Genomic DNA, 22956 nt, shown 5'->3' on the forward strand with positions numbered 1-22956 from the left:
GTCCCGTTTCACCGGGGCCCTCCGGGCGCTTCCCTTCGTTCTTGCGTTTCCGACTCTATCAGACTCTTTCGTGTCCGATTCCCGGTCGAAGCGGGGCCGCTTTCCAGTTCTTCGCTTTCGCGCTTTCCCTTTCCGGCGATTCCGACTCTATCAGCCCTTTTCCTTTTCCTTGACCAGCTCCTGCAAACAAGCAGAATGAGGCTCAGGTTGAAAGTTCGGTACTGGGGAGTCGCCGCCGACCCCCGACTCAAAGTCGTGTTGGGGCCAGGCAGGAGTACGACAGTACAGGCCGCTGTGAGGCGAGGCAAATCGTTCGCGGTGTACCCCTAGGTCTGCCAACCGGTAGCTCTCGGGCGGAACCGTGACTTCATATGACTTACGCTGCTGATCAGTACGCCGTCCCCATCAGTCGGTACGGCGACAACAGACGAAGCTCCACCCCCTGGGAGGCTCCCCATGACCACAGTGACGTCCCCGCTTGTCGGCCGCGCCATCGGACTCACCGCGGTTCCCGACCCGGTCTTCTCCGGCGCCATGGTTGGTCCCGGTACCGCCATCGACCCCGTGCGCGAGCCCTCCGAGGCCGTCTCTCCGGTCGACGGCATCGTCGTTTCCCTGCACCCCCACGCCTTTGTCGTCGTGGACGCCGAGGGACACGGGGTGCTGACCCACCTCGGGATCGACACCGTACAGCTCAACGGCGAGGGCTTCGAGCTCCTCGTGAACAAGGGGGACACCGTGACCCGCGGTCAGGGCATCGTGCGGTGGGACCCGGCCGCCGTCGAGGCAGCCGGCAAGTCGGCGATCTGCCCGATCGTGGCGCTCGAGGCCACCGCCGATTCTCTTACCGAAGTGCGCGAGGACGGCGACGTGAAGGTCGGAGACGCACTGTTCGGCTGGCAGTAACACCATTGGTGCAGAAACTGTCAGTGGGCAATCACCGCGGTGGCACAGCCGCCGCACAACCGGAGACGGGTGAAATGGAGACAACGCTGCGAGGCGTCGGCGTCAGCCACGGTGTGGCGATCGGCGAAGTTCGGCACATGGGTACGGCGGTGCTGGAGCCGCCCGCCAAACAGATTCCTACGGAGGAGGCAGAGCGCGAGCAGGGGCGCGCCCGCCAGGCCGTGGAAGCTGTCGCGGCCGACCTGATCGCGCGAGGCAATCTGGCCGGCGGCGAGGCCCAGCACGTGCTCGAGGCCCAGGCCATGATGGCGCAGGACCCGGAGCTCATGGCCGATGTGGATCGCCGCATCGCAGTCGGCAGCACCGCGGAGCGTGGGGTCTACGACGCGTTCGCCTCGTACCGGGCTCTGCTGGCCAATGCCGGGGAGTATCTGGCCGGCCGCGTCGCGGACCTCGACGATGTGCGGAACCGGATCGTTGCGCGGTTGCTCGGCGTTCCGATGCCGGGTGTTCCTGACAGCGACGAGCCGTACGTACTGATTGCGCGCGACCTGGCCCCGGCCGACACCGCCCTGCTGGACCCGGCTCTGGTGCTCGGGTTCGTCACCGAGGAGGGCGGTCCGACGAGTCACAGTGCCATTCTGGCGCGCGCGCTCGGCGTTCCGGCCGTCGTCGCTCTCCCGGGAGCCGGGGAGATCGCCGAGGGCACCGTCGTCGCGGTGGACGGAAGTACCGGTGAGGTCTTCGTCGAGCCGAGCGACGAGAAGCGCACGGCGATGGAGAGCGCTGCGGCGGCCCGCAAGGCCGCGTTGTCCGCCACGACCGGTCCCGGTGCCACGTCCGACGGCCACAAGGTCCCGTTGCTCGCCAATGTCGGCGGTCCCGCCGACGTGCCGGCGGCGCTGGAGGCCGGCGCCGAAGGCGTCGGGCTGTTCCGTACCGAGTTCCTGTTCCTGGACGACAGCAAGCAGGCGCCCACCGAGGCGAAGCAGATCGCGGCCTACCGCGCCGTGCTGGAGGCGTTCCCCGAGGGGCGCGTTGTCGTGCGGGTGCTCGACGCCGGTGCGGACAAGCCGTTGGACTTCCTGACTCCGGCGGACGAGCCGAACCCGGCGCTCGGTGTCCGTGGGCTGCGCAGTCTGCTGGACCACCCCGATGTGCTGCGCACGCAGCTGACCGCCCTGTCCAAGGCGGTCGAGGGGCTGCCCGTCTACCTCGAGGTCATGGCCCCGATGGTGGCCGACCGTGCGGACGCGAAGGCGTTCGCGGACGCGTGCCGTGAGGCCGGACTGCAGGCGAAGTTCGGTGCGATGGTGGAGATTCCCTCCGCCGCACTGCGGGCTCGCTCGATCCTGCAGGAGGTGGAGTTCCTGTCGCTGGGTACCAACGACCTGGCGCAGTACACCTTCGCAGCCGACCGGCAGGTGGGCGCCGTCTCCCGGTTGCAGGACCCGTGGCAGCCGGCGCTCCTGGATCTGGTCGCTCTGTCGGCCGACGCGGCCCGGGCGGAGGGCAAGAGCTGTGGCGTCTGCGGAGAGGCTGCCGCGGATCCGCTGCTTGCCTGTGTGCTGACCGGTCTGGGTGTCACCTCGCTGTCCATGGGTGCCGCTTCCATTCCCTATGTGCGCGCCACGCTGGCGAAGTACACGCTCGCGCAGTGCGAGCGTGCCGCTTCCGCCGCTCGTGCGACGGACTCCGCCGAAGAGGCGCGGGTCGCGGCCCAGGCGGTGCTGTCGGGCGAGTGACGCCGCCCGACTTGCCTGGTCGGTTGTGAAGGGGGTTCCCGCCTGCAGGCGGGAACCCCCTTCGTTCTTTTCGTCAGTGGTGCTCCTCCGGCTCGTCGGCGCCGAGGTCGAAGCCTGCGCAGTACTCCACGTTCGACTCCGGCGAGACCGGTTCGCCCGTGTCGGCGTCGGTGCAGTAGGCGCTGAAGACCTCGCCCGCGGTGAGTGGGACGAGTCCGCCGCGGATCAGACGCCAGCCGTAGACCCGGTCCGGAGCATCCGTGGTGCTGGTGCGCAGCACCACACCTCCCCGCGCCTCGCGTGCGATGCCGACGGCGAGAACGGTGGCGAACTCCGCCCCTTCCGACGATGCGAGCTGCACCGGACCGTCGGCGCGCCTCGTCGTGTGGAGCACGGCGAGGAGTTGTTCGTCCTCCGTGGGTGTGCTGCAGACCGCGTGGTGGGTACCCGGACCTGCTGTCTCCAGCAGGCGCGTCAACAGGTGGGAGGCCCGGTCGAAGGCTGCCCTGCCGATGTCCTGCCCGCAGTCTGCGCAGTCGCCGAGGTCTGCCAGGAGCACGGTGGCGTACTCCCAGGTCGCCCGGCGGACGGCGCGCGACACGAGGAGCGGGATCAGGGCGTCGATGGGCTGGCCCGTATAGGCCACGGTTGCACCGGCTGCGGCGATTTCGGCGGTGAAGCGGCTGCGGTTCGTGCGGTCGTCCGGATCGAGGTCCGCGTCGGTGCAGAACTCGGCGTAGTCCTCCGGGTCGAAGAGGGCGACCGTGGTGTGCATTCCCTGCGCTGCGAGGGTTTTGAGCAGGCCTTCGACCTCCTGGAGATAGATGGAGTGATCGTCGAAGGTGAAGCTCCGGTAGTGACGCATCGCCGCGAAGTCCTCGGCGTCGACCAGGAGGCCGACGGTATTAGGTGCTTCGCGGCGTAGCGCGCGTCGCATGGATGTGCCGGAGCGGTGGTGGGTGCGTTTCGTCTGCTTGATGTGCGCCATGAGTCCCCCTGTGCGCTGTCGATCGATGCTCACTCAGCGTAATCAGGGGGACTGACAACGGTGCCCTCGGTGACCGGGTCAGCGGCGTTCGCGGGCGAGGTTCTCGTAGAAGTGGAGGAGTTCGAGGTTGTCGATCGAGCCGGGGTTGACCGCCTTGGACAGGGCCGTGCCTTGGAGGAGTCGCTTGACCGGAACCTCGATGCGTTTGCCGGTGAGGGTGTGCGGGATGCCGGGGACCTCGATGACCTCGTCCGGTACGTGGCGTGGGGAGAGGTTCTCGCGGATCGTCTGCTTGATGCTGTTGCGGAGGTCGTCGTCGAGCGCGGCACCTTCGGCGAGGTGGACGAAGAGCGGCATCCAGTAGCCCCCGTCCGGCTCCTCGATGCCGATGACGAGGGACTCGCGGATCTCGGGGAGCCGTTCGACGGCTTCGTAGATGTCTGCGGATCCCATCCGCACCCCCTGCCTGTTGAGGGTGGAGTCGGAGCGTCCGTGGATGATGACCGAGCCGTGGCCGGTGAGGGTGATCCAGTCGCCGTGACGCCAGACGCCGGGGTACATGTCGAAGTAACTGTCGTGGTAGCGGCTGCCGTCGGGGTCGTTCCAGAAGTGGATCGGCATGGAGGGCATGGGGCGGGTGACGACGAGCTCGCCGACCTCGCCGGTCAGCGGCTTCCCTGCGGGGTCCCAGGCCTGGAGGTCCGTGCCGAGGCAGGGGGCCTGCAGTTCGCCGATGTGGACCGGCAGGGTGGGGACCGCGCCCGCGAAGCAGCTGCAGACGTCCGTGCCGCCGCTGACGGAGGCGATCCACAGGTCCTCGGCCACCTCGTCGTGGAGCCACCGGAAACCGTCGGGCGGAAGCGGGGAACCGGTGGTGGCGACGCATTGGACGCGGCTGAGGTCGTGGTCGCGGCCCGGATGGATGCCGACCTTGGCGCAGGCCATGACGTAGGCCGCGGAGGTTCCGAAGAGGGTCGCTCCGGTCTGTTCGGCGACCCGCCACTGGGCACTGACGTCCGGGTATCCGGGGCTTCCGTCGTACAGCACGACCGTGGTGCCGGTGAGCAGGCCGGAGACGAGGAAGTTCCACATCATCCAGCCGGTGGAGGTGTACCAGAAGAAGCGGTCCTCGGGGCCGAGGTCGCAGTGCAGCCCGATCTGCTTGAGGTGTTCGACGAGGATGCCGCCCTGCGACTGGACGATCGCCTTGGGGAGTCCGGTTGTCCCGGAGGAGTACAGCACCCAGAGCGGGTGCTCGAAGGGGACCTGTTCGAAGACCGGTTCGACGTCAGCGGCGGTGAGCGCGGACCACTCGAGGGCTCCGTCGGGCGCGTCCGTGCCGAGGAGCGGGATGTGGACGACGGCGCGCAGGGTGGGGAGTTCGCGTCGGAGCTCCGCCACGGTCTCGGTGCGGTCGTGCTCCTTGCCGCCGTAGCGGTAGCCGTCGACGGTGAACAGGACGACGGGTTCGACCTGCTGGAAGCGGTCGAGGACGCTGCGGGCACCGAAGTCGGGGGCGCACGAGGTCCAGACTCCGCCGACGGCAGCCGTGGCGAGGAAGGCGACGACGGCCTGCGGAATGTTGGGGAGGTACCCGCTCACGCGGTCGCCGGGGGTGACGCCGAGTGCGCGCAGCTCGGCCGCGAGGGAGCCGACCTGGCTGCGGAGCGACGACCAGCTGGTGGGGATCTGCGTGTGGGTCTCGTCGACGTGGAGCAGTGCCGGGGCGTCTGCGCGCAGGGGGTCGTCGGCGGTACGCAGTGCGTGTTCGGCGTAATTGAGGGTGGCCCCGGGGAACCACTGGGCGCCGGGCATGGAACGGTCGCCGATGACCGTCTCGTACGGGGTGGAGAAGCGAACGTCGAACCAGTCGGTGACGGCCTGCCAGAAGGTGTCGAGCTCGTCGACCGACCAGCGGTGCAGTGCCTCGTAGCCGCCGTCGGCCGGCGCTCCGTACCGCTCTGCCGCCCAGCGCTGGAAGCGGGTGACGGCCGCGGCCTCGATGCGTTCGGGGTCGGGCTGCCAGAGGGGGGCTTCGCCGGCTTCTGAGGTCATGGGGTGGCTCCCTGGCCTTTCTCGGGTACGCGGGGTGTGCGTGCGTCGCGCGCACGGGCTGGGGTGTGCGCGTGAGCGGCATTCACGGACGATGCCATGTGATCGTCTTTCGCACCAGGGTCCCCCGGCCATGGTTGGCGGCCCGGCAGTGTGGTCCGGCCACAGGTGAACGGAAGCTGAACGGCCCCCGTTCGCCGTCGGCCGGGTGGCAGGGTGGCCTGCATGGATGGTCGTGACCTGGTGCGCTCGATGAGGATGGTCGGTTCTGTGCAGGGAATGCGCGCGGTGCGCTCCGCCTGGCGGCGACGGCGGGCGGACGCGCGGGCGTTGCCGCCGCGGGGGCCCGAGCGGGCTCGGGTTCCCGGTCTTCTGGTGGCGGCCGAGCCCGGACCGGGCGGGGGCGTCGTGAGATTCGCCCGTTCGGAGTTGCGCATCCGTGTGGCTGTCGGTGGTGCGGTGTTCTGGTCCTGGGACGGTGCGGAGTCGATGCCGTCCTACGCGCTGCCGGGAGCGGCGCCGGAACCGGATCCGCGGGCGGGTCTGGAGCCGGACAAGGACGGCGGCTGGCAGGTGGTGTCGGAGCGGCTGACGGTGGCGGTGTCGCGCCACGGGGCGGTGGAGCTGCGTACGCCGGGCGGTGTGGTGCTGCGCCGGGAGCTGCCGCCGCGGTGGTGGGAACCGGTGGGCGGGGGTGCGGCGCGTTGGGTCCAGCGCTCCGAGGTGCCGGCCGACGCGCGCTTCTTCGGACTCGGTGGGCGGGCGGGCGGTCCACGGCTGCGCGGGGGGACGTACCGGCTGTGGAACACCGATCCGGGCGGTCGGTTCGGTCCCGGGGACGATCCGTTGTACCTGACGATGCCGGTGCAGTTGGTGGTGTCGGACGCGGGGACGCATCTGGCCTTCCACGACAACACCTGGTCGGGCCGCGTGACGCTCCGGGAGGGTGAGGAGGGTGCCGGGTCCGGGCACGACCGGCCGGGTACCTGTGAGGTGCGGATGGAGGGCGGTCCGCTGCGCTGCTGGGTGGTGGCGGGTACGCCGTCGAGGGTGCTGCAGGGATGGACGGCACTGACCGGTGCGCCCGCGCTGCCGCCTTCGTGGGCCTTGGGTCCGCAGCACGCCAGGTGGGGGTTCGGCAGCGAGGACGAGGTGCGGCGGATGGTGGCGGGGTACCGGGAGCGGGGGCTCGCCCTGTCGGCGGTGCACCTGGACATCGATCACTACGACGCGCATCAGGTGTTCACGGTCGACCGTGAGCGGTTCCCCGATCTGCCGCGGCTGGCCAAGGAGTTGCGCGCGGACGGGGTGCGCCTGGTGTCGATCGTCGACCCGGCGGTGAAGGCGTCACCGGGCAACGGGGTTTTCGACAGCGGCCGGGAGGTGGGCACCGCTGGTGCGTTCGTCCGGGATCCGCAGGGTCGCGAGGTGCTCGGTGAGGTGTGGCCGGGTGAGTGCGTCTATCCGGACTTCACCGATCCGCAGGTGAGGCAGTGGTGGGGGACGCTGTACGAGGAGCGGCTCGCCCAGGGGTTCTCCGGGGTGTGGCACGACATGAACGAGCCGGTGGCGTTCACGGCTTTCGGGGACCCGTCGCTGCCGCGTTCGTCCCGGCACGCGCTGGAGGGCCGTGGTGGTGACCATCGCGAGGCGCACAACGTGTACGGCCTCACGATGGCGCAGGCCGGGTACGAGGGGCTGCGCCGGCTGCGGCCCGATGAGCGGCCGTTCCTGTTCTCCCGTTCCGGCTGGGCGGGGATGCAGCGTTACGGGGGCACCTGGTCCGGTGACGTGGCCACGGGGTGGCCCGGGCTGCGTGCCTCGCTGGCTCTGGTTCTGGGTCTCGGACTCTGCGGCGTGCCGTACTCGGGGCCGGATGTGGGCGGGTTCGACGGGTCGCCGTCGCCGGAGCTGTATCTGCGCTGGTTCCAGCTGGGCGCGTACCTGCCGTTGTTCCGCACCCACGCGGCCGTCGATGCGGGGCGGCGGGAGCCGTGGGAGTTCGGGCCCGAGGTGCTCGGTGGCGCGAGGGCCGTCCTGGAGGAACGGGAGCGGCTGCGCCCGTACTTCGTGACGCTGGCGGAGCTGGCCCGGCTGACGGGTGCGCCGTATGTGCGGCCGCTGTGGTGGGGGGACTCCGGGGACCGGGCGCTGCGGGAGTGTGAGGACGCGTTCCTGCTGGGCGATGCGCTGCTCGTGGCGCCGGTACTGGAGTGCGGGTCGGATCGCCGGGCGGTTCGGCTGCCGCGGGGCCGCTGGTACGACACGGCGACCGGAGAGGCGTACGAGGGGCCGGGACAGGTTCTGCTGGACGCGCCGCTGTCGCGGATTCCGGTTCTGGCGCGGGCCGGGGCGGTGCTGCCGGTGCGGGGTGCGGACGGAAGCACTGAGCTGGAGGTGTGGGCCCCGGCGGCGGGGCGCACGGGTGGCGGGCTGGTGGCCCGCGATGTGGGCGACGGGTGGACGCGGTCCGAGGTGGAGCGGTTCACGTCCCGGCTCGCGGGCGGGCGCGTCGTGGTCGAGCGCGACGGTGAGGAGGACCTGGTGACGTATCCGGTACGGGTGCGGGGGTTGCGGGCCCCCACGGGCCCGGGTCAGTTGTAGTCGCCGGCGAACCAGGAGCGTACGGCCTGGGTGTGCAGGGGGAAGGCGAGCTCCGCGGGGGTGTGCAGGATCTTGAAACCCGAGGTCTCGTCCGTCGGTACGGAAGGCGGGAGGTCCGCGGCGGGGCGGGGCGGGAGCAGGCCGAAGAGGAGCAGATGGCCGTCCGGAGAGCTCAGCGCGTCGGCGAGCCGTACGTCCGTCCCGTCGGCCTTGATCCCGGTTTCCTCGCGCAGTTCCCGTACCACCGCCTCGCGCCAGTCCTCGGTGTGGTCGATGTAGCCGCCGGGCAGGGCGATGCCGCCCAGTTGCGGCGGGATGGTGCGGGTGATGACGACGAGTCCGGTGCCGTGCGGGCCGGTGACCGGCAGGAGGGTGACGGCGACGGGCAGCGGGTTGCGGTAGGCGGTGGCGCCGCACGCGGGGCAGGTGCGTGGCCAGGCGGTGGGCACCGACGGGTCCGCGGAGTACGTGGCTCCGCAGGTGCTGCAGTGGGAGTCCTTCACGGGCGGACTGTATCCGATCGCTCTTCTCCTTCACCCCCGAGCTGATGGACGATGTGCCCATGACAGGAATTGCTCACGCCCTCCGCGCTTCGGCCGCCGCTGCCGCCGCCCTGCTCGCCGTGACCGCTGCCGCTCCGGTGGCCCGGGCCGAACCCGAACCCAAGGCTCCCCCGGAGTTCGTCGACCTGCGCTCCGTCGATCCCACGATCATCACAGAGATGCGGTACACCACCGCGCACACCTTCATGGGCGAGCGGGTGGAGGGTTACCGGCAGCCCGTCTGCATACTGACCCGGCCCGCGGCACGGGCACTGCGCACGGCTCAGCGGAGCCTCCTGCGCCAGGGCTATTCGCTCAAGGTGTACGACTGCTACCGGCCGCAGCGGGCGGTGGACCACTTCGTTCGCTGGGCGAAGGATCTCGACGACCAGACCATGAAGGGGGAGTTCTATCCGCTCGTCGACAAGACCCGCCTGTTCGAGGACGGTTACATCGCGGAGAAGTCCGGTCACAGCCGGGGCAGCACGGTCGACCTGACGCTGGTGAAGCTGCCCGCCCTGCCGACCAGGCCCTACGTGCCGGGCGAGCGACTGGCGCCGTGCTACGCGCCGGCGGACGAGCGATTCCCCGACAACTCGGTGGACATGGGCACGGGGTATGACTGTTTCGACACCTTGTCGCACACGGACGACCCGAGGGTGCAGGGGATCCAGCGTACGAACCGGCAGTTCCTGAAGACGACGCTCACCGGCCTCGGTTTCGTGAACCTGGCCGAGGAGTGGTGGCACTACACCTACAAGCCCGAGGTCTTCCCGGACACGTACTTCGACTTCCCGGTGAGCAGGCGGTCCGTCGCCGGCCACTGAGAGCGGCGCCGGCGCGAAGAACGGGCGACCGGGACCACCCCCGTGGGCTCCGGCCGCCCGTTCTCCTTATCGGACGCGGAACTGCCGTATCCGGTTGCCACCTGAGCCATTACGGTGCCCTTATGTCACAGCAGACGTTCAATTCGTACGAAGAGTTCTGGCCCTACTACGTCGCGATGCACTCCAGGGCGGCGACGAGGTGGGTCCATCTGACAGGAACGCTGACCGGTCTCGCCGTCACCGCTTACGGACTGGCGCGCGGCCGGAAGCGGTACGCCGCGGCGTTGCCCCTGATCGGGTACGGCACCGCCTGGCCGGCGCACTACCTCATAGAGAAGAACAATCCCGCCACGTTCGGGCACCCCGCGTGGTCGCTGCGCGGCGATGTGCAGATGATCCGCATGATGCTCGCCGGACGCGACGGGGAGCTGGCCGAGACAGCCGCCAAGTGGCTCGCCGAGAACCCCTGACCGGAGGGTGCGCACGGGGGGTTGACGGTCCGTCACGGCAGGTGAAGACTCCTCCCACGGCCACTGCCGGTCCGCACCGTACGCGCGGCCCGTACCCCGGTCGGCGGGGGTACGGGCCGCGTTCAGTGCTGTCGCCGGGCCGTCAGGTCGTGACAGGTTCCCGGAGCCGGTCGGCCCGAGCCATCGCGTGTTCGACGACGGCTACCAGCACGTCCCGTACCGATGCCCGGTCACGCGCGTCGCACAGGAGAACCGGCACCTCGGGGTCGAGGTCGAGTGCTGTTCGTACCGCTTCGTCGGGGAACTGCTCGGCCCCTTCGAAAAGGTTGACCGCGACGGTGAAGGGGATCCCGCGGCGCTCGAAGTAGTCGACCGCCGCGAAGCAGTCCTCCAGCCGGCGGGTGTCCGCGAGGACGACCGCCCCCAGCGCACCCTGGGCCAGTTCGTCCCACAGGAACCAGAACCGGTCCTGTCCGGGCGTCCCGAACAGATAGAGGACCAGGTCCTCGCGCAAGGTGATCCGCCCGAAGTCCATGGCCACCGTGGTGGTGTTCTTGCCCTCGACACCGGCGAGGTCGTCGACGGGGCGGCCCGCCTCGCTCAGCCTCTCCTCCGTACGCAGCGGTCTGATCTCGCTGACCGCCCCCACCAGGGTCGTCTTGCCCACGCCGAATCCGCCCGCCACCAGGATTTTCAGGGTAACGGGCTCGACGGGCCGCTTTCTGCGGCTAGAGCGCCCGAAGGCCATTGATCACCTCGCGAAGAATGTTCACGTCCGGCAGCTCGGCCGGCGGAACGGGGCGGGTGACATGCACCAGTTCGTCCTCGACGAGGTCGCCGACCAGGACCCGGACCACCCCGACGGGGAGGTCCAGTCCGGAGGCGAGCTCAGCGATGGACTGGGGCATGTCGCTGCACAGTTCAACGATCTCCACGTGTTCCGGGGAGAGCGTCTGGTCACGGCCCGGATCGTCGGCCGCGGGTTCGGGGACGACGATCGCGATCAGGTCGAGACGGTGACGGGACGCGCTGCTGGTACGCCCCCGGGTCATCGCGTAGGGACGGACGACCGGGCCTGCTTCGGCGTCGTACCAGCGCGAGGAGCCCGCATCGGTGGGTGATGATCCGGAGGCGGTGCCCCGGTCGGAGTCGGCGCTCATGCCGTCCGCTCACCCGCCGGCGGGGAGACCGGTCGTCCGGGGGGCGTTGGCCAGGTGGACCCCCACGCGCTTGACCATGAGTGTCATCTCGTACGCCACCTGCCCGACGTCCGAGTCCGAGTCGGAGAGGACGGCGAGACAGCTGCCGTCACCGGCCGCGGTGACGAAGAGGAAGGCGTCGTCGAGTTCGACGACGGTCTGCCGGACCCGGCCCGCGTCGAAGTGGCGTCCCACTCCCTTGGCGAGGCTGTGGAATCCGGAGGCCACGGCTGCCAGGTGTTCGCTGTCCTCGCGGGTCAGGTCCTTGGACGTGCCGGTGGCCAGGCCGTCGCTGGAGAGCACCAGCGCCTTACGGATGCTCGCGACGCGCTCGACCAGTTCGTCGAGCAGCCAGTTGAGTTCGCCGGAGCCCTGGCGTGAGGCGTTGTGTGCTGCGGCGTTCGGTGCGGTCATCGACCGTCCCCTCCCGGAGTGGTTCCTGGTGCTGTCTCGCCGTGGCCGGTCACGTCCTCGGCGTTCTGCCGACGGCCGCGCTGCCAGCCGCGTTGAAGCGAAGCCATGCGATTGCGTACTTCGTCCGCGTCACGTTCGAGGTCGTCGGCGGTGTCTGCGGGGGCGTGCCCGGAAGTCCGGCCCGCGGCGTCCTCCCGGAGCTGGGGGGCGAGGCTGGCCTGCCGGACCCTGCGCGGCAGGCCACCCACGGTGTCCGGTGCGGACGGCCGCGCGCTGGAGCTGCGCTGCGACGGGAAAGGCGTCGGCCGGCCGGCCCCGGAGAGGGTGCCCGCGTCGGGTGCGGCGTCCGGCGCGGCCGGGAAGTCGTCCGGGGCCGTGGAGTGGGAACGGTCCGGTTCGCCGACCCGGCGGCCGTGGTCGGTGACCAGGGTCGGCGGCTTGCGGCGCGGCAGCGGTACGGGCCCCGCGGGGCGCATCGGGCGGACGTCTCCGGCGCGTACGTCGGACGGGTCGAACGCCTGCTGGTGCTGTTCACGGTCGGTGTCCCGGCGCAGATCGCGGGCGCGGAAGATGCCGCCGCGCTCGCTCTCCGTGTCCTCGAGGTCGGAGACGCCGTCGAGGACGGGCGCGAGCGCCGGGTCGAGTGCCTGGTCGTCGGTGAACTCCAATGCCCCGACAGGGCTTTCGAGCTCCACGGGGCCGTCGAGCACGGACGGGTCGCTGAGGCCGGTGGGGACCGGGGAGAGCCCGGCCGGCCTGACCGTGGTGGTCACGTCCGCCAGTCCGTCCCTGCGGGCCTTGTCGCTGCCGGGCACGGTACTCCCCGGGCGGCCGCTGCCGATCGCCTTCTCGGCCCTGCGGTCGAGGCGGAAACCCGTGCCATGGGTGTCGGGTGCGTCGGTGAGCAGTTGGGCCGGGATGAAGACGATCGCGGTCGTCCCCCCGTACGGCGATGTCTGCAGCGACACCCGCACGTTCTGCCGCTGGGCGAGCCGGCTGACCACGAAGAGGCCGAGCCGGTCGGTGTCGGAGAGTTCGAAGTCGGGGGTTTCGGCGAGCCGCAGGTTGGCGTCGAGGAGGACTTCGGGCGCCATGCCGAGGCCACGGTCGTGGATCTCGAGCGTGAAGCCGTTGGCCACGCGTTCGCCGTGCACCTGGACGGCGGTGTGCGGGGGCGAGAACACGGTCGCGTTCTCGAGGAGTTCGGCGATCAGGTGGGTGAGGTCGGCCACGGCGGGGCCGCCCACACCGATACGGGCGAGGCGCCGCACCTCGATGCGTTCGTAGTCCTCGACCTCGGCGACCGCCGCCCGTACGACGTCCATCAACTGGATGGGCTTGCGCCACTGCCGGGAAGGGGCTGCCCCGGAGAGGATCACGAGCCCTTCCGCGTGGCGCCGCATGCGGGTGGTGAGGTGGTCGAGGCGGAAGAGGTCGGCAAGTTCGTCGCTGTTCTCGGTACGGCGCTCCATGGTGTCCAGGAGCGTCAGCTGGCGGTGCAGGAGCACCTGGTTGCGCCGTGCGAGATTGACGAAGACCTCGGAGACGCCGCGGCGCATGTCCGCCTGCTTGACCGCGGCCTCGACGGCGGCCCGCTGGAGCGTGTTGAGCGCCTGGCCGACCTGGCCGATCTCGTCCCGCTCGTACTGGAGGTGCGGGGCCTCGGTCTCGACATCGACGTGTTCGCCCGCGGCCAGCCGCCGCATCACACTGGGCAGGCGTACGCCGGACACCTCGTGGGCGTCCTTGCGCAGCCGGGAGAGGTCGCGGACGAGCTCGCGTCCGATGCGTACCGAGACGAAGACGGAGACGAGCAGGGCGACGAATCCGAGGACACCGGCGACGCCTGCCTGTATGAGGACCCGGTATCCGGCCGGTTCGGCGCGGTCCTGGAAGCGGTTGGCCATCTCCGTGCTGTCGTTGGCCAGGTGCTCGAGGACCGGTGGGGCCACTTCCTGCCAGCGCTCCGCATCAATGGCGCCGGGCTTCTTGAACGGTCCTGCCGCGATGAGTCGCTGCTCGGCCGTGCGCAGCGGTTCGGTGTCCGGACTTCCCCAGTACTGCTCCATGCGCCGGCTCTCGGACCCGGGCAGCAGTTCGAGGTTGACCTCGTACAGAAGGGTGCGGCTGGCGGCGAGGTCGGAGATGGCGCGCAGCTCGGGGGCGCCCAGGCGTCCCGCGATGAGACCCGAGGCGACCAGCGCGTCCTCGCGGGAGAGCATCTCGCGCGCCCGGGAGATTCCGACCAGCGCCCGGACCTGCTTGTCCATCGACACGTTCTCCATGGTGTGGAGTCCGTTGAGGAAGCGGTAGCACGGATCGACGAGGCCGTTGTAGAAGTCGAGAGCCCGGGTCCGGTCGATCGTGCGCTTCTCGACGGACGCACGCAGCGCGTCCAGGCCGTCGACCTCGCTGAGGATCGAGTCGAGCTGCGCCTCGGCGTCCTGACTCAGCGCGTCGCGGACGCCGTCCTGCTGCGCGCTCCTCCTGACGTCCGCCACGACCCGGTCGGTCACGGCACGTTGACGGCGCAGGATCGGCAGGGCGTCGGAAGCCCGGGGGTCGGCGAGGAAGACCAGCGTCTGACGGCGTTCGCCCTGGACGGCACGGACGGTGTCCTCCAGGGGGTGGCCGACCTTCTCCACGATGGCGCTCGCACCCATCAGTTCGCCGGCTTCGCGGCCGGTGACGTAGGTGGCGAAGACCCAGAGACCCGTGAGAGAGACGAGCGGCACCAGGAGCAACGCCACGATCTTCCTGCGGATGGACTTCCCGCGAAAGCGCATGGCCTCCCCCAGCTCGACCCCGCTCGGCGGGGGTGGTTGTGTCGGTGTCGTTCCGGTGTTCCGGCGGTGGTCCGCCGGAGGTACGTCGGTGTTCCGTCAACAAACGGCGCGAGCCTACTACTGACAAGCAGACAACTCGAAGGCGTGTCCGGACGATTTTCGGCCGCCCTCCTCTTCGTTGATCACGAGTTGTCCGGGTATTCCCCGAGATGAAATTCGCGAAAGCGACAGGGAAAGTCCACCGACCAGCCACGGAGCCACTTCCGGCAGTTGGCTGGAATCCTTCGTTCCGCGACCTTACGGGGCCGATTGAGGATGTTCGGCGGGAATCTTCGCGGCCGTGCGTTCGTCCAGTTGTACGGGGCAGGAGAACATTACGGGGCAGGTGCGGCAGAGCGGCAGGGTCCGCCCGCGTAGAACGGGCGCAAGCCGGGCAGCCACCCTGAAGTCGGACAGCGGTGGGGAGTTGAAGGTCCTTGGACACGGAAGAACGTCGGATCACGGTGTCGGCTGCGGAGGCGACCGGGCCGGCAAGGGTTCCGCGGCAGCAGCTGTGGGTCGAGGAACCCGCGCTGCGGCGGCGGATGCCTGATCCGGTGCGGACGGCCGCTGTGCGTGCCGTCCTCATAGCGTCGCTGACGATCATTCAGGCCATGGTGGCCTTCCTGTGCACCCTCTCCGGATCGTGGTTCGCCTTCCCGATGGTGCTCAGCAGTGTGGGGAGCACGGTCGTCGCGACATGGTCGGTGCTGGATGTGTGGGTGACCCGGCAGGTGTGGAACCAGCGCAACGGTGTGGTGTCCGTGCCGAGCAGCACCGCGCGTCGCATGCGGCGTGAGCGGCGCCGCGCCCGGCGGACGGCCAGGGCTCAGACGCGCAAGGCCACCCGGATACGACGCCGGGGCGCAGGCGGGCTCTCCAGGGCCTGACCACCTGTGCTCCGGCGCGCCGACCCGTGCGATCCAGGGCCTGTGCTCCGGCGCGCCGACCCGTGCGATCCGGTGACGCCCGGACGGTGGAGGGGCCCGGGGCGGGACAGCCCCTAGCGAAGGGTCGACTCCGACCTCATCTCCGGAACCGGTGCCCCGGCCGGGGCGTTCGGCGTCTGCTCGCTGCGCTTGAACATGCGGGTCGCTGTGATCTCTCCGTGGACGGTCTCCCCCGCCGGGTCCTGCTGCGGCAGCCCCGGCCTCAGGTGCTCCTCCACACTGATGTACTTCAGGCCCGCACGCAGGTCCGCGTCGTTGCGGAGCCGGATGACCAGCGGGAATTCGGCCAGCGCCGTGGTGTCGAACAAGCCGGTCGTGTACAGGAGCTGAACCCCCAGGGCGTCGGAGACGGCCCGCTGGAGTTCCAGCAGATAGGTGGCGTTGGCCCGACCGATGGGATTGTCGAGGAAGAGGGTGCCCGCGTGGCGATGGCGGTCGCGGCCCCGGTCGTTGCTGCGCAGGGCCGCCATCGTGCAGTACAGGGCGATCGCCGCGGTCAGCAGCTGACCACCTGAGAAGACATCGCCCATCTGCCCGACCGGGACCCGCTCGGCGCGCAGCACCGCGTCCGGCTTGAGGATCTCCACGGCGATGCCCTTGGGCCGCAGCGCCGCCTGGACTCCCCGCAGCAGCAGGGACATGCCGTCCCGGCGCAGGTCGGAGTTCTTCTTGAGCGCGGCGTGCGTGGCTTCGTCGATGACCTCTCCGAGCCGTTCGCTGAGGGTGGCCTGGTCGGGTTCCTCGAAGCGGATCCGGAGGAACTCCTGGCCGGACCACTCCCCGAGCCCCTCGGGAAGCTGGGAGAGACGCTGTGCGGAGCGAAGGGTCGTGAGGGCGGAGTCCACGAGACCGCGGAGCCGGTCGACGATGGAGTCGCGGTTGCGTTCCAGTTGGGCGAGCTCGTCGGTGAGCACCCGCAGCCGGGGGGCGAAGGCGGCGGCCCACTTCTCCGCGTGGTCGGGAAGGGCGACGGCCGGTAGCTCACGGATCTGCTGCCGGGCGGGCGTGCGGACCTGTTCGTAGCGGGTGGAGTTGGCATGCCGGACGAGCACGTCGCTCGCTTCCCGTACGGAACTCTCGGCCGCCGACAGGTCGGTGGCGCAACCGCGCAGTGAGCGCCGGGCCTCGGCGGCGGACTGTCTGGCCTCCTCGAGGGTGCCGGGGTACGGGCCGGGGGCGTCGCCCTCGTCGTCCGCGCCGTGGTCCCTGAGCAGGTCGCGCAGGAGCGCCGCCGTCTCGTCGAAGCCGCTCGCCGAGTCCTCCGCGCTGCGGTGGGCGCGCAGCAGTTCGGCATGGGCAGCTCGGGCGGTGTCCAGAGCCGCGGTGGCGGAGGCCAGTTCGGCCGTTGCCGTGCGGAACAGGCCCTGGGCCTGTTCCGCGTCGACCGGGGAAAGGTCCGCGGAGAGCTCGGTGTGGCGTGCCTCGTCGTCGGCCGGGGCGAGCCGTTCCGCCTCGCCCCGCAGCCTGCCGAGTTGCTCGCTGGCCGTGGATGCCCTGGTCTCCAGGATCTGGACGAGGGACTCGGCACGGGCGGCCGCTGCCTGCCGCGAGGGCCCGTCGGCGCCGTCGGTGCCTTCGAGGAGCTGGGCGGCACGGGTACGGACCTTGTTCGACAGGCGGTCGAGCTCTGCGACGGCGGCACTCTCGTCGCTCTCGGCGCGGGCCTGTTCGGCGCGCAGGTCGGCGCCGACGCCCACCTTCTCGTACAGCTGGGAGGCGGCCCGGTACGCCTCGCGCAGGGCGGGGAGCGAGGTGCGGGCGGTGCCGGCGGCCTGCTCGGGGAGGGTTTCGGGGGCGCCGGCGATCTCGGCGCGTTCGGCGCGCAGGGCGCGGGCGGTGCGCCGGGCGTCGTCCGCGGCGCGCTGGGCGGCCCTGCGGTCCTCGTCAGCGGCGCGCGCCCGCTCCAGGCAGACGGTGGCCCGCGCTTCGGATTCGGCTGCTTCGTCGGTCAGTTCACGGAGCCGTGCCTGCCAGGCCGACCGCTCGCGCAGACGGTGGGCCAGGCCGGCGAGCGCGTCGGCAGCACGGCGGGCGCGCTGGGCGGTCTCCTGCCGCTCGTCGCGGACACGCGCGGCGTCGGCCGCGGCTTCGTCGGCCTCGGCGCGGACGGTGCGGGCCTCGGTGCGTACGGCCTCGGCCGTCTCGGCGGCGGTGCGCGCGGTGCGGGCCGCTTCGCCGAGCTCGCCGAGCATGCCGGGCGGGCAGTCGGAGCGCCACGAGCCGATACGGGCGGCGAGGGAGCGGTCGGCGGTGAGCCGCGCCGCCAGGATCCTGATGTCCTCGTCGCGGGCTGCGGCCCGGGTCCTGAGTGCCTGCCGTTCCTCGTCCGCCGCGTGCTCGTCGTGCATGGCCGGGTTCGGCGGGACGAGGAAGACCTCGTCCGTGCCGCCCGCGCCGGGCGCCGGCACGGGTGCGAGAAGTGCCGCGGTGGTACCGACCGCAACGGCCGAGCGGGGCAGCAGGGCCGCTGTGCCGAGCACTTCCCGGGCGCGGGCGTGGGCGTCCGGGTCGGTGATGACGACGCCGTCGACGAGCTCGGGGCGGGCGGAGAGCACCGCTGCATGATCGGCGGGGTCGACGGCCTGGGCGAGGTAGCGCCAGCCGGGCAGGGCGGGAATGCCGTGTTCACCGAGGTACTCGACGGTGGCCAGGACGTCGGGGCCGGGCGGGAGCAGTCCTCCGTCGCCCAGCGCGCTCAGGATGCGCGCGTCGTCGGCTGCGGCGGTGCGCAGGTCGAAGAGCCTGCGCTCGGCGGAGGCGACGCCCTGGTCGAGGAGCTCGCGCAGTTCGTCGGCGCTGCTGTCGAACTCCTCGGCGCTGAGGGACTGCGCGTCCCGGGGTCCGTCGGCCCCGGGGGCGCCCTCCCCCTCCGGTTCTGCGGCGCCCCGGCGGGGGCGGGGCACGCCGGTGCCGCTCGTCGTCTGCAGTCCCAGCAGGTCGGCGAGGCGGGGGTCCGCCGCGATCGACTCGGCGGCCCTGCGCTCGGCCTCGTACGACTGTTCGGCGGCCTGTGCGCCGTCCGCGGCCCGGGCCGCGGCGAGTTCGGCGCGGCTCTCGGCCGCCGCCGCCTCCCTGGCGTGGTCGGCCGTGGCCCGGGCTGCCTCCCTGGCGGTGTCCCAGGCGGCGACGGCGGACTGTTCGGCATCGCTCGCGGCGAGCGCGGCGCGGGCCGGGTCGGCATCCGGGGCGGTGTTGTCGAGCCAGCCCGCCCGTACGGCTTCGGCCGTCTCCTGTTCGACCTCCGCGAGACGCTGGCGCAGGTGCCCGGCCTCACTGCGGGCGCGCTGCGCCTCCGTGGCGGCCGTGGTGGCATCGCGGTGAGCCGTCTCGCCGGTGGCCTGGAGGGTGGCGGAGCGCTCCTCCTCCTCGTTGGCGACGCTCTCGCCCGCCTCGGCTGCCGTGTGCAGGGCGCGCACCAGGTCGGCGGCAGCTGTGGCGCGTGCGGCGAGGGCCGGGGCGGCGTCCCGTTCCGCCTCCCGGATGGCCACGGCGACACGGGCGGAGCGGTCGGCGGCCGCGCGATGGCGCAGGACCGCCTCGGCTGCCTGCCAGGCGGCGTGCAGCGTACGCGCGTCGCCCAGCTCGCGGCGCTGGGCCGCCGCACCCTTCTCCGCTGCTGCCAGGGCCAGTGAGGCGTGCCGGTAGGCCAGCTCCGCCGCGATCAGATCCCGGTTGTCGCGGGTGGCTTCCGCCGCTGTGACGGTGTGGGCGGCTGCGGTGACCTGCTCGGCGAGCTCCGTGGTGCGGCCCCGCTCCTCGGCGGCGCGGGTGGACAGCCTGCGGGCGAGGGTGCGGGTGCGGCGCTCGGCACCGGCGTGGATGTCGCGGCTGCGGGCCCTGGTCGCGGTGGCCTCGACGATCCGGCCCAGCAGGTCGACGGATCCTGCGGTGAAGTCGCGCTCGGCGGTGAGTTCGGCGCGGCGGCCCAGCTTGTTGCCGAAGCCGCTGACAAGGTCGGCGAGCCCGTCCGTGTCGCGGGTGTCGGTGACGGCCCGCAGCAGCAGGTCGATGAAGTCGGAGTCCTTCTTGACGGCGAACAGACCGGCTGCCTCGCCCTCGTCCGAGTTCATCTCGCGCTGGTAGCGGAAGAGTTCGGGGTCGAGTCCGAGATCACCGAGGTGCTCGTTCCACCGGTCGTGGATCTCCTCCCAGTGCACATCGAGGTGCTGGTAGAACTTTCCCGCGTCCGTGAGGGCGTCCCGGAAGCCCTTCATGGTGCGGCGCCTGCCCCGGGCGCCCGAGACGCCTTCGGCGGGGCGGCCCACGGAGGTGGCCTCGGCGACGGGGAGGCTGTCGAGGCTCAGTCCCGGCCCTGGGCGGAAGGAGTACCAGGCCTCGGCGAACTTGCGCGGGTCGTTGGACACCTGGCGCCCGCGCCACTCGCTGACCTTGCCGACGACCACGCATTCGCCGGTGAGCGTGTGCTGCCACTCCAGGGCGACATGCCCGCAGTCGTCGGCGAGCAGGAACTTGCGCAGCACACCCGAGCTCGCGCCGCCCAGGGTGTTGCGGTGCCCCGGCAGCATGACCGAGAAGATCAGCTTGAGCAGGACGGACTTTCCGCCGCCGTTCTCCAGGAAGAGCACGCCTGCGGGTGCGGGGCGGCGCGGCGGGCCCACCGGCTCGTCCTCGAAGAACTCCGCCTGGGCCGGCGCGGGGGTGGGCACGGGCTGACCGACACCTCGCAGGTCGAGCACGGTGTCGGCGTAGCGCGCACCGGCAGGCCCGATGGAGTAGAGGCGGACCCGGGACAACTCGTACATGGCGGCGGACTCTCGTCGTTCAGGCAGCGGGAGGGGCAACGGAAGAGGCTGGGCCCGACGGGTGCCGGGCGCGGCGGGTGGGGCGTGGCCGGGTCAGGAGTGGAAGGGCAGACCCGCGTCGGCGACCAGTTCGGGATTGTCGGCGTCGGGCGGGGGCAGGAGGGTCGCCGAGCCGTCCGTGACCGGGACGACGCCGAGCTCCAGCAGCTCGGTCATGGCCGCGTTGCCCGCCATGTCGCGTACCTGCAGCTGATAGCGGGCGGTGGTGCGGTACGTGCCGCCCGCGTCGTCCCCGGTGCGCTGGAGGAAGCCCGAGTCGGTGAGGAAGGCGACGGCCTTGCCGATGATGCCCGTGGTGGATCCTGCGAGCCGCCGTGCGTCCTTCGTCGCTCCGGTGGCGCTGCGGCGGGCGTAGACCCGCCACCCGGATTCCAGCCCCGGGGCGTCGGATGCCGGGTCGGTGTTGTCGCCCCGTTCCTCGGCCAGCTCCTCCAGGCGGTGGCAGGCCTGGCGGACGAAGGCGTCGACCCCGTTGACCGTGATGCGGCCGATGTAGGCGTCGTCCGCGAGGTCCTCGGGCCGGGGAAAGGCCATGGCGGCGACGGCGAGGTGAGCGAGGCCGTGGAGGAAGCGGTCTGCGGCATCGGAGGACGCGCGCCGGGCGTAGTCCCCCATGCGCACGGCGAACACCGAGTCCTCGTCGGCGGTCACGGCCATGCCCGCCCGGGTGGAGACCTCCAGGACGACGAGTCCGAGCCCGGTGGCGACCGCGTCGGCGAGCCGGGCGAAGGCCGGCTCCTCCCGGTAGCGGCGCAGTAGTTCCGCGTACTCGGCGTCGCGTGCGGGCATCAGCTTGGGCTGAAGTCCGAAGGAGACGAGCCGTGCGGCGTCGGCCGCGTCGGCAGGGGTGACGGCGGCGGGAGCGGCGGGCGGTGCGGTGTCGGCCGTGTGCGTGGTGGAGGGGTCGCCCCACCCGTCGGTGTACTCGGCGTGCTGCTCGCTCACTGCTGTGGCTCCTCGGTGCGGGTACTGCGCTCACGTTCCGGCAGGGTGGTGCGGGTCCTCGCCCGCCGGCCCGGTCCGGGGACCTTCGTTCCTGGTGTCCTCGCCCCGGGGGCTTTCGTTCCGGGGGCCCTCATGAGGCTTCCTTCCGGTCGGCGGCCATGCCGGCGGCATCGAGGAGCGCCATGCCCACTATCAGGTCCGCACCGCCGAATTCCGGGTCGTCGAGCCGGGTGCCGTCGTCGACGGCGAACAGCAGCCGCCGCTCGCCCTGGCGGTAGGCGGTGCCGACCGGCGGACTCGCCGCATGGACCGACAGCAGGGCGACCAGGTAGGGCAGGTCCGGGTCACGGAGGCGGGCCTCGGCGAGGAGCCCGGAGAGCCGGCGGGGGGCGTCGTGCTCGAGGTCGAGCAGCTCCATGGCGCTCGCGAGCTGCTCCTCGCTGAACCGGCTGTCGTCAGGGGTGGCGATGAGGTCGGGTTCGGGCATTTCCACGCCCAGGTGCTCACGCTCCACCGGTGGTGTGAACAGCATGTCGACGAGATCGCCGATGCGGACCGAGGTGGGGGTGCGCAGTCCGGTCCCGTGCGTGAAGAACGCGTCGGTGGCCCTGGTGGCCTGTTCGACGGGGAGCGGCAGAAGGGGGACGACGAGCTGTCCGTACAGGTCGAGTCCCACCCGGGCCGTGGGGGCGGCGAAGGCCTGGCGGTCCTGCTCGGCGCGGAAGAGCGGTCCGGCCTCCAGGAGCCTGGACTGCAGCTGGGTGTGGCGGCGGATGCAGTCCTTCACGATGTCGACGAGTTCCGCGGCGCGCCGCTTGTGTTCGGGGTCCTCCGCCTCGTCCCTGGCCTTGCGGATGTTGGTGAGAATCGCGTTCTCGTGGCGGTAGCGGTCGGCGACGTGGTCCAGCGCTTCGGTGATCATGTCCGGAACGGCGTTGAGCCAGTCGACGGCCCGGACGTTGCGCCGGGTCGCCTCCAGTGTCCTGCGGAGTGTCTGCGCGTACTGCACGGTGCGGTAGCGGGCCTGCTCGGCGGCGAGCTGCGCGTCGGCCAGGCGGCCCCGGCTGATGAGGACCTCCAGCTTCACCTCGGCGGCGATCTGGGCGCTGGTGACGTCCGTGTCCAGGGCACCGACCAGTACGTTGACCGCTTCGTCGGTGGCACGGAGGTAGAGGCTGCCGCCGTGGCCCGGGACCTCTTCGATGAGCTTGAAGTCGTAGTCCCTGCGGACGTAGACGCCGTCGGGGCCGAAGGTGCCGTACACCGCGCGGAAGCCACGGTCCACACTGCCGACGTTGATCAGGTTCTCCAGCACCCAGCGGGCGACCCGCTCGTGCTCGGCGACGGCGCGGCCGGGTGCCTGGGCACCGACCCGCGGAAGGAGTCTGGCCACTATCTGGTCGTGGTCGGCGCCCGTGTCGAAGTCCATGTTCAGGGTGACCAGGTCGATCGCGGCGAGGGCGACCTCCGCCATCGCGTAGACCGTGTACTCGCCGGCGAGATTCGCCTTGCGCACATCGAGGTCGTGCAGCGGAGCGGTGCAGGCCAGCGCGCGCAGCCGACGCGAGAGCCCCTCGTCGGCGGCGGGGCCCGCGGCGGGCCGCGGTCCGGCGCTGAGCTGGGGCGCAGCGGTGTCGGTGTAGGCAGGCGAAGTCACGCTGAACAG

Annotated in this window: 16 protein-coding genes; 6 read left to right on the plus strand and 10 right to left on the minus strand. The window is 71.3% G+C overall.

What is annotated here, in order from left to right; translation table 11 throughout:
• Positions 1-456: 456 nt before the first annotated feature.
• Together ABZS61_RS02900 and ptsP are read left to right on the plus strand one after the other, a co-directional pair.
• Entirely contained in the window at positions 457-906 is a 450-nt protein-coding gene (locus ABZS61_RS02900) for a PTS glucose transporter subunit IIA (RefSeq protein WP_356415172.1), read from the plus strand.
• A 74-nt stretch (positions 907-980) separates the two neighbouring features.
• Entirely contained in the window at positions 981-2651 is a 1671-nt protein-coding gene (gene ptsP / locus ABZS61_RS02905; protein ID WP_356415175.1) for a phosphoenolpyruvate--protein phosphotransferase, read from the plus strand.
• A gap of 73 nt (positions 2652-2724) precedes the next feature.
• Here the strand turns inward: ptsP and ABZS61_RS02910 are convergent, their stop codons facing one another.
• Positions 2725-3639, minus strand: coding sequence for a hypothetical protein (locus ABZS61_RS02910; RefSeq protein WP_356415178.1), 915 nt, complete (start codon positions 3637-3639; stop codon positions 2725-2727).
• A 78-nt stretch (positions 3640-3717) separates the two neighbouring features.
• On the minus strand, positions 3718-5694 hold the full coding sequence (locus ABZS61_RS02915) for an acetoacetate--CoA ligase (protein WP_356415181.1): 1977 nt from the start codon (positions 5692-5694) through the stop codon (positions 3718-3720).
• Positions 5695-5916: 222 nt separating this feature from the next.
• Here ABZS61_RS02915 and ABZS61_RS02920 point away from each other — a divergent pair, with 222 nt between their 5' ends.
• Positions 5917-8295 carry a TIM-barrel domain-containing protein gene (locus tag ABZS61_RS02920; protein ID WP_356415184.1) on the plus strand — a complete coding sequence of 793 codons (2379 nt, stop codon included), beginning with the start codon at positions 5917-5919 and terminating at the stop codon, positions 8293-8295.
• On the opposite strand, the gene ABZS61_RS02925 is transcribed toward ABZS61_RS02920, so the two are convergent.
• Entirely contained in the window at positions 8286-8798 is a 513-nt protein-coding gene (locus ABZS61_RS02925; RefSeq protein ID WP_356415187.1) for an NUDIX domain-containing protein, read from the minus strand. The two genes, ABZS61_RS02920 and ABZS61_RS02925, sit on opposite strands and share 10 nt — an antisense overlap.
• 59 nt (positions 8799-8857) lie before the next feature.
• Here ABZS61_RS02925 and ABZS61_RS02930 point away from each other — a divergent pair, with 59 nt between their 5' ends.
• On the plus strand, positions 8858-9664 hold the full coding sequence (locus tag ABZS61_RS02930; protein WP_356415190.1) for a M15 family metallopeptidase: 807 nt from the start codon (positions 8858-8860) through the stop codon (positions 9662-9664).
• 122 nt (positions 9665-9786) lie between these two features.
• Positions 9787-10134, plus strand: a complete 348-nt coding sequence (locus tag ABZS61_RS02935; protein ID WP_356415193.1) for a DUF962 domain-containing protein — start codon at positions 9787-9789, stop codon at positions 10132-10134.
• 142 nt (positions 10135-10276) lie between these two features.
• On the opposite strand, the gene ABZS61_RS02940 is transcribed toward ABZS61_RS02935, so the two are convergent.
• From ABZS61_RS02940 to ABZS61_RS02955, 4 genes are read right to left on the minus strand one after another with little or no spacing between them, the layout of a single operon-like run.
• Positions 10277-10882: an ATP/GTP-binding protein gene (locus ABZS61_RS02940; RefSeq protein ID WP_356415196.1), complete on the minus strand. Its 606-nt coding sequence runs from the start codon at positions 10880-10882 to the stop codon at positions 10277-10279.
• Positions 10863-11294, minus strand: a complete 432-nt coding sequence (locus tag ABZS61_RS02945; RefSeq protein WP_356415199.1) for a DUF742 domain-containing protein — start codon at positions 11292-11294, stop codon at positions 10863-10865. Before ABZS61_RS02945 ends, ABZS61_RS02940 begins: the two co-directional genes overlap by 20 nt.
• A 9-nt stretch (positions 11295-11303) precedes the next feature.
• Positions 11304-11747 (minus strand): roadblock/LC7 domain-containing protein, encoded by a 444-nt coding sequence (locus ABZS61_RS02950; protein WP_329213100.1) that lies wholly within the window; start codon positions 11745-11747, stop codon positions 11304-11306.
• Entirely contained in the window at positions 11744-14533 is a 2790-nt protein-coding gene (locus ABZS61_RS02955) for a nitrate- and nitrite sensing domain-containing protein (RefSeq protein WP_356415203.1), read from the minus strand. Before ABZS61_RS02955 ends, ABZS61_RS02950 begins: the two co-directional genes overlap by 4 nt.
• A gap of 497 nt (positions 14534-15030) precedes the next feature.
• Between ABZS61_RS02955 and ABZS61_RS02960 the strand changes: the two genes are divergently transcribed.
• Positions 15031-15462, plus strand: coding sequence for a hypothetical protein (locus tag ABZS61_RS02960; RefSeq protein WP_356416374.1), 432 nt, complete (start codon positions 15031-15033; stop codon positions 15460-15462).
• A gap of 113 nt (positions 15463-15575) precedes the next feature.
• Here ABZS61_RS02960 and ABZS61_RS02965 read toward each other — a convergent pair whose 3' ends face one another.
• From ABZS61_RS02965 to ABZS61_RS02975, 3 genes are all read right to left on the minus strand, one after another.
• Positions 15576-20285 carry a hypothetical protein gene (locus tag ABZS61_RS02965; protein ID WP_356415206.1) on the minus strand — a complete coding sequence of 1570 codons (4710 nt, stop codon included), beginning with the start codon at positions 20283-20285 and terminating at the stop codon, positions 15576-15578.
• A 93-nt stretch (positions 20286-20378) separates the two neighbouring features.
• Positions 20379-21290: a hypothetical protein gene (locus ABZS61_RS02970; protein ID WP_356415209.1), complete on the minus strand. Its 912-nt coding sequence runs from the start codon at positions 21288-21290 to the stop codon at positions 20379-20381.
• Between the two features lie 130 nt (positions 21291-21420).
• Positions 21421-22947: a hypothetical protein gene (locus tag ABZS61_RS02975; protein ID WP_356415212.1), complete on the minus strand. Its 1527-nt coding sequence runs from the start codon at positions 22945-22947 to the stop codon at positions 21421-21423.
• Positions 22948-22956: the final 9 nt, after the last annotated feature.

This window comes from Streptomyces sp. NPDC005566, from assembly GCF_040605575.1.
Classification (GTDB): domain Bacteria; phylum Actinomycetota; class Actinomycetes; order Streptomycetales; family Streptomycetaceae; genus Streptomyces.

What these genes read in the sequence shown, in the direction of transcription:
- ptsP (WP_356415175.1), top strand. Translation starts at nt 981, where the DNA reads ATGGAGACAACGCTGCGAGGCGTCGGCGTCAGCCACGGTGTGGCGATC.
- ABZS61_RS02935 (WP_356415193.1), top strand. Translation starts at nt 9,787, where the DNA reads ATGTCACAGCAGACGTTCAATTCGTACGAAGAGTTCTGGCCCTACTAC.
- ABZS61_RS02945 (WP_356415199.1), bottom strand. Translation starts at nt 11,294, where the DNA reads ATGAGCGCCGACTCCGACCGGGGCACCGCCTCCGGATCATCACCCACC.
- ABZS61_RS02900 (WP_356415172.1), top strand. Translation starts at nt 457, where the DNA reads ATGACCACAGTGACGTCCCCGCTTGTCGGCCGCGCCATCGGACTCACC.
- ABZS61_RS02920 (WP_356415184.1), top strand. Translation starts at nt 5,917, where the DNA reads ATGGATGGTCGTGACCTGGTGCGCTCGATGAGGATGGTCGGTTCTGTG.
- ABZS61_RS02955 (WP_356415203.1), bottom strand. Translation starts at nt 14,533, where the DNA reads ATGCGCTTTCGCGGGAAGTCCATCCGCAGGAAGATCGTGGCGTTGCTC.
- ABZS61_RS02930 (WP_356415190.1), top strand. Translation starts at nt 8,858, where the DNA reads ATGACAGGAATTGCTCACGCCCTCCGCGCTTCGGCCGCCGCTGCCGCC.
- ABZS61_RS02965 (WP_356415206.1), bottom strand. Translation starts at nt 20,285, where the DNA reads ATGTACGAGTTGTCCCGGGTCCGCCTCTACTCCATCGGGCCTGCCGGT.
- ABZS61_RS02915 (WP_356415181.1), bottom strand. Translation starts at nt 5,694, where the DNA reads ATGACCTCAGAAGCCGGCGAAGCCCCCCTCTGGCAGCCCGACCCCGAA.
- ABZS61_RS02940 (WP_356415196.1), bottom strand. Translation starts at nt 10,882, where the DNA reads ATGGCCTTCGGGCGCTCTAGCCGCAGAAAGCGGCCCGTCGAGCCCGTT.
- ABZS61_RS02910 (WP_356415178.1), bottom strand. Translation starts at nt 3,639, where the DNA reads ATGGCGCACATCAAGCAGACGAAACGCACCCACCACCGCTCCGGCACA.
- ABZS61_RS02950 (WP_329213100.1), bottom strand. Translation starts at nt 11,747, where the DNA reads ATGACCGCACCGAACGCCGCAGCACACAACGCCTCACGCCAGGGCTCC.